Raw genomic sequence first — 5106 nt, 5'->3', positions numbered from 1 at the left:
TGAAACCAAGAATAACGGAAAACGGAATTGATTATATCCTTGTCGGAGATTACTATATCCCAGATTTGAAGCTGCCGGAGGAACATCGCCCTATCGGAAAGTACGGACGGATGCACCGGGAGTATTTAAGAGAAGTCCACCCAGCCAAATTGAACACCTTGACCTTGACAGGGGAGTTATGGACATACCTTGCAGACCTGAACGAACAGGCACAGGAACGGTTAGACACCATCATGGAGCAGATGAAAGATGCCGAGGGCGTGACCGAGGAATTGAAACGAACCCAACAAATGGAATGGGTGCGGCGTTGCAATAACATTCACAACCGGGCAGAAGAAATTATTTTGCAAGAGATGATTTATTCATAACGGTATGGTAGAATGATTATGACAAATAAGAATTTTTTGCTCCATACGCCCTTGACAATAGTCCTTACAATATACTATAATAGTATTTGTAAATACTATTTGTAAGAGGAGGACTTATGGAAAACAATCATTTTAACGTTGCGTGGGAGAAAAGCACTGCGCTATATACAAAAGCAGCTTCAGTACTTGGCATCGGATACCCGGAAATGATGGTGCTGTATGCGCTGGAATCCATGGGAGAACTGACGCAAAAGCAGATCGCAGAGAATTTCGGTATGCAAAAACAGACGGTTCATACGGTCGTGAGCGCACTTCAAAAGAAGGGCTATTTACTGTTGGAGGCCAGCGAGGGCGATAAACGTGAGAAGCGGATCGTCTTGACTGAAAGCGGACAGGTATACGCCCACAGAATGATTGCGCCTTTACGAAAAGCCGAGGAGAAGGTTTATAGAACAATCGGGAACGAACGGCTCCAAGCCATGTGTGAAATTCTTGACCTTTTCAATCTTCTCTTTGAAAGAGAGCTGAGAGGAGGGCTGGGCAGTGAATAACAAGCGGACTTTCTTTCAGTATGTGATTCCGTCCGTGTTATCCTTTGCGCTTTCCGGGGTGTATGCCATCGTTGACGGTTTCTTTGTAGGCAACTCAATCGGGGATGCCGGACTTTCCGCAATCAACATTGCATATCCCATCACGGCGGTCCTGCAATCCGTAGGGACAGGAATCGGAATGGGCGGTTCAGTCAAATACTCCATTCTGAAAGCAGCAGGAAATGAGAAAAAAGCACGGGAGTTCGTTGCCGGTGCAACATGGCTGATGCTTCTTTTCAGCGCTGTCCTGACTGTCACCGTTTTCTTCACTTCAGAGAAAATCCTTTCTGCCCTTGGTGCATCGGGCGAGTTGCTTACTCTGGGAAATGAGTATATCAAGGTAATTGCCCTTGGAGCGATTTTACAGGTGTTCGGCACCGGACTGGTTCCGTTTATGCGTAATTACGGCGGTTCTTTGTGGGCAATGATCGCTATGATCTGCGGCTTTGCTACCAATGTTGCTCTTGACTATACTTTTGTGTGGGTTCTTGGACGGGGCATGTACGGTGCGGCATTGGCGACCATTATTGGGCAGGGAGTTACCATGGCGGTTGCACTCGTGTATTGCGCCATCAAAAAGAACCTCACTCTGAAAATCGCACCTGTTGATACCCCGAAAACGGCATTTCAGATATTAAAAATCGGACTTGCTCCATTTGGCTTGACCCTTGCCCCAAATATCTCTCTTGTGATCATCAACCGATTTTCGGTTTATTATGGCGGACAGGAGGCTATCGCCACCTATGCCTGTATCTCCTATATCATCTGCATTGTTTATCTTCTTTTGCAGGGTGTCGGTGATGGTAGCCAGCCGCTCATGAGTCAGTTCTACGGAGCAGGCGAAGAAAAATCGCTCAAACAAACCAAAACGCTGGCGTATGAATTTTCCATGGTTTTGGCGGTAATCAGTGCGATTCTGATTTACCTGCTCCGTGGAAAGATTGGACTACTGTTCGGTTCATCTGCCGAGGTAAACGCAGGGGTCATAAAGGTCATGCCGATCTTCCTTGTGTCGGTTCCGTTTGACGCCATCACACGAGTTTCCGCGGCGGCTTTCTACGCAACCGAAAAAAGTGTGCTGTCCTATGTTCTGACCTTTATCGAACCCATCATCATGCTGGTGTTGATGCTGATGCTGCCGCCGGTGTTTGGCGGTCAAATCACGATTTGGTGGAGCGCCGTATTTGCAAAGGTCATTACCGCATCAGTAAGCATTGTGCTGTCCGTTAGATACAGCGCACAAAGAAATCGATAACTTCCAGTTTATCGTTCTGATTTTCAACTGAATAACCACAGTAAAAACCGCTGCTACATGGAAGCTAACAAACCATGCAACAGCGGTTTTTCTTTACCGTTTTTTCCTTTGGCTGATAGGCGTTCCCATTTTCTTTGATTTTTTGAGAATCCGAATGAGCCAGCGGAATTCTTCTTCCGACAGATTTTTATAGTTGATACCGAGTTGCTTGCAATAAAGGATGACCAGCTTTTCATCCCGACTGCCCTTGAAATTTTCGACCGCTTCCAGATTTTCTTTCAGTTCATCGGCAACGGTGGTCTGGGGCGCACTCTCACTGTCCTTTTTGTGAGTTTCCCGAATATCCCGGATAATGAGATTGAGGTCATCCAGAACCATGTGGCTGAAATATTCATCATCGCTGATATGGGCGGCTTGCAACACTTTCAAATGGGGGTCATCTTCGCCGGGGCGATACCGTTCAATGATTTCATGCCGGACGGTATCGACAAGTGCATTGAGATTTTGAATCTGCATGGTGGCAATCCCGTCCACATAAATCTCAATGTCTGCAAGAAACTTGATAAAATCTTTATGTGTGGCAAGCTCACAGAGCAGACGGTTGTTAATCCGACCGCTTTTCAGGAGAGCAACCATCTCATCATTCAAATGCAGCTCCGTCAATGACGTGTTGATCTGCTCCCTGTTCTCTGTCCGGCACAGTAGATAATCAACGGAAACCCCATAGAAGTCTGCCAGCGTGATAAGGTTGCCATGATTGATTTCCTTAAAATCCTCTTTTTCATAACTTCCGAGAGCAGATTTGGAAATACCCGTCAGCTTTGATAGTTCTTCCAGATTTAAGCCTTTGTCCTTGCGGAGTTCCCAAAGGCGTTCCTGTATGCTTGTTGCTCCTTTCATGGGCGCACACTCCTTTCCGGCGGTTTCATTGCTGCCGCTTAACTGGATTATATCACACTTTCCGCAATCGTGGAAATTTCTGATTTTTACTCCTAATTCCTACTTTGTGGACATACGGCACAGGGCACAAAAATGTTCTATGATACAGGTAGTTCATCGATGGATTATTCCAATCGAATGACCAGCCTGTGTGGGATATGCTTCCCCGGCGATGTAGTGCCATGACTTTTGGCAGGGATGTGGAGGAACCCTGACCAAAACGAGCATACCAAAGGGAGCGATACGCCGCTGTGAGATTCAGGGGAGGAACGACACCGGGGAGAACTGGCGAACTGACACCGAAATGATACCGAAACACGACAATCTGATAGGGGGATAGCCTACCCTATCGCTGATACTTCGGGAGATTTTAGGCGGCTCTATGGCTGTAATTTTGCCGAAAATCGCCCCGAAACCATACACTAAAACGGGAGGAAACACAATATGCCGAGAATGAGTAAAAAGAGGAAATATGAGCTTTCCTTTTACCTCAATGACCGGGGGCGTGTCACTTACAACGAATTATGCCGGAAATGCCAGCATGGGTGCAGGCAGAGCTTCCGGGCGGTTGTGATTGACTGCCCCCGTTATTTATCCAAACGAGCAAAGAAAAAGGAGGCACACACCGAATGAATTTTGAATTTATGACGATAGACACACCCTTGCCGCCCTGTATGCCCTTTCCCAGAGCGTTGACAGGATTTCCAGTCAGCAGCACCGCAAAGGTCATGTACTGCCGGATGCTGGACGCTATGCTGTCCAAAGGGCAGGAGGACGAGAACGGAATCCTGTTTGTCTGCTTCCCTGTCACAGCCATTGCCGCAGTCCTGTCCCGCAGTCCCATGACGGTCAAGCGTTCTCTGAATGAACTGGAAACCGCCGGACTTATCATGCGGGTGCGTCAGGGCGTTGGAGAACCAAACAGGATTTATGTGCTGATACCGGGAAAGGAGGACGCTGCCCTTGCCTGATACCTCAAAGCTGGAAAAGCTCAACAGGGAGCTGGAGAAAAGCGAAAAGAAGCTGCGGAAAGCCATTAATGATGAAAAGGTATTGCAGCACCAGTTGAAGCAGCTTACCCGAAAGGAACGGACGCACCGGCTCTGTACCCGTGGCGGTATGCTGGAAAGTTTTCTGCAAGAGCCGGAACGCCTGACAGATGATGATGTCATGCTGTTATTGAAACTCATTTTTCACAGGCAGGACACGCAGGAACTATTGAAAAAACTGCTGGAACGGAAGAAGCCGGAAACCCCTTAGTTTACTAAGGGCGCAATTATACACCACCCAGAGGTTGGTGCATTGCGTTCTCCGAAGGCTCCTCGCCGGAGGGCTGTGATTTTCCGCAGTCAAGGTCTGCTCCAAATCATACAGGGGACGCTACGCTTCCCCTGCGCTGGCTGCCGCCAGCTACCCTTTTGTGTACTTGCCATCTGGGGACACCTTGCGTTGCAAGCTGTTCCCAGCCGACAAGTTTCATAAAATATGCTATCTTTTCGATAGCCAATGAAGTATAATGAAGATGACAACAAATCGGCATTTGTAAAGGAGGATTTACAATGAAGAAAATTGGATTAGGTATTGCGATACTACTCTTTGCCATTATAATTTCTCTTTGCTCATCAGGAATGGGGCTGCTCGTTATCGGAATTGGGATTGTAGGATTGATTTTTTCAATCATAGGATTTATAGAACGCAAGTAAAATAACTTCCAGTTTGTCAGCTTCACATCGGGTCAACTTGCCCCGAACTTTTACAATTAAATACCCGCCGCCCACATAGCGGCACACCGAGCAGGAAATCTGAAAAAGGTCTCCTGCTTTTTTTCTGCCCAAAATGAGGTGGTAAAACGCCACCCCGTCCACCAATTAGCGAAAGGAGGGACACGAAATGCCCTGTCCACACAACGAAATCACGATTGTTCAGCGCAGCCAGCGGCAGTCTGCGGTTGCCG

General features: G+C 47.5%; 9 protein-coding genes. 7 read left to right on the top strand and 2 right to left on the bottom strand.

The features are described from left to right. From LIZ87_RS21845 to LIZ87_RS22640, 3 genes are all read left to right on the top strand, one after another. A partial coding sequence (locus LIZ87_RS21845; RefSeq protein ID WP_227149203.1) for a TnpV protein occupies positions 1–368 on the top strand: 368 nt, incomplete at its 5' end. 116 nt (positions 369–484) lie between these two features. Continuing rightward, a complete protein-coding gene (locus LIZ87_RS21840; RefSeq protein ID WP_227083177.1) occupies positions 485–919 on the top strand; it encodes a MarR family winged helix-turn-helix transcriptional regulator in 435 nt (144 codons plus the stop codon). Continuing rightward, positions 912–2213, top strand: a complete 1302-nt coding sequence (locus LIZ87_RS22640; protein WP_003020289.1) for an MATE family efflux transporter — start codon at positions 912–914, stop codon at positions 2211–2213. The genes LIZ87_RS21840 and LIZ87_RS22640 overlap by 8 nt, the downstream gene beginning before the upstream one ends. A gap of 93 nt (positions 2214–2306) precedes the next feature. Here LIZ87_RS22640 and LIZ87_RS21830 read toward each other — a convergent pair whose 3' ends face one another. Further along, positions 2307–3113 (bottom strand): helix-turn-helix domain-containing protein, encoded by an 807-nt coding sequence (locus LIZ87_RS21830; RefSeq protein ID WP_012816207.1) that lies wholly within the window; start codon positions 3111–3113, stop codon positions 2307–2309. Positions 3114–3596: 483 nt separating this feature from the next. Between LIZ87_RS21830 and LIZ87_RS21825 the strand changes: the two genes are divergently transcribed. The 4 genes from LIZ87_RS21825 to LIZ87_RS21810 all read left to right on the top strand — a co-directional run bounded on the left by LIZ87_RS21825 (position 3597) and on the right by LIZ87_RS21810 (position 4855). Next, complete coding sequence (locus LIZ87_RS21825; RefSeq protein ID WP_055058411.1) at positions 3597–3785, top strand: hypothetical protein; 189 nt, start codon at positions 3597–3599, stop codon at positions 3783–3785. After that, positions 3782–4123 (top strand): DeoR family transcriptional regulator, encoded by a 342-nt coding sequence (locus tag LIZ87_RS21820; protein ID WP_003020305.1) that lies wholly within the window; start codon positions 3782–3784, stop codon positions 4121–4123. The genes LIZ87_RS21825 and LIZ87_RS21820 overlap by 4 nt, the downstream gene beginning before the upstream one ends. Continuing rightward, the gene (locus tag LIZ87_RS21815) at positions 4116–4412 is read left to right on the top strand and encodes a DUF3847 domain-containing protein (RefSeq protein ID WP_012816208.1); all 297 of its coding nucleotides are present in this window, start codon (positions 4116–4118) and stop codon (positions 4410–4412) included. Before LIZ87_RS21820 ends, LIZ87_RS21815 begins: the two co-directional genes overlap by 8 nt. 299 nt (positions 4413–4711) lie before the next feature. After that, on the top strand, positions 4712–4855 hold the full coding sequence (locus LIZ87_RS21810; RefSeq protein ID WP_009274458.1) for a hypothetical protein: 144 nt from the start codon (positions 4712–4714) through the stop codon (positions 4853–4855). Between the two features lie 22 nt (positions 4856–4877). Here the strand turns inward: LIZ87_RS21810 and LIZ87_RS21805 are convergent. Continuing rightward, the coding region (locus LIZ87_RS21805) for a hypothetical protein (RefSeq protein WP_227149202.1) at positions 4878–5106 on the bottom strand (229 nt) is incomplete at its 5' end.

The organism is Lacrimispora sp. 210928-DFI.3.58 (assembly GCF_020554865.1).
In the GTDB taxonomy this organism is placed as follows: Bacteria; Bacillota; Clostridia; order Lachnospirales; family Lachnospiraceae; genus Enterocloster.
Note: the sequence above shows the minus strand (reverse complement) of the source record. Positions and strands in the feature narration are given on the sequence as shown.

Bases quoted from the DNA above. Each gene is read 5' to 3' on its own strand.
- LIZ87_RS21840 (WP_227083177.1), top strand. From the start codon at position 485: ATGGAAAACAATCATTTTAACGTTGCGTGGGAGAAAAGCACTGCGCTA.
- LIZ87_RS21830 (WP_012816207.1), bottom strand. From the start codon at position 3,113: ATGAAAGGAGCAACAAGCATACAGGAACGCCTTTGGGAACTCCGCAAG.
- LIZ87_RS21825 (WP_055058411.1), top strand. From the start codon at position 3,597: ATGCCGAGAATGAGTAAAAAGAGGAAATATGAGCTTTCCTTTTACCTC.
- LIZ87_RS21820 (WP_003020305.1), top strand. From the start codon at position 3,782: ATGAATTTTGAATTTATGACGATAGACACACCCTTGCCGCCCTGTATG.
- LIZ87_RS21810 (WP_009274458.1), top strand. From the start codon at position 4,712: ATGAAGAAAATTGGATTAGGTATTGCGATACTACTCTTTGCCATTATA.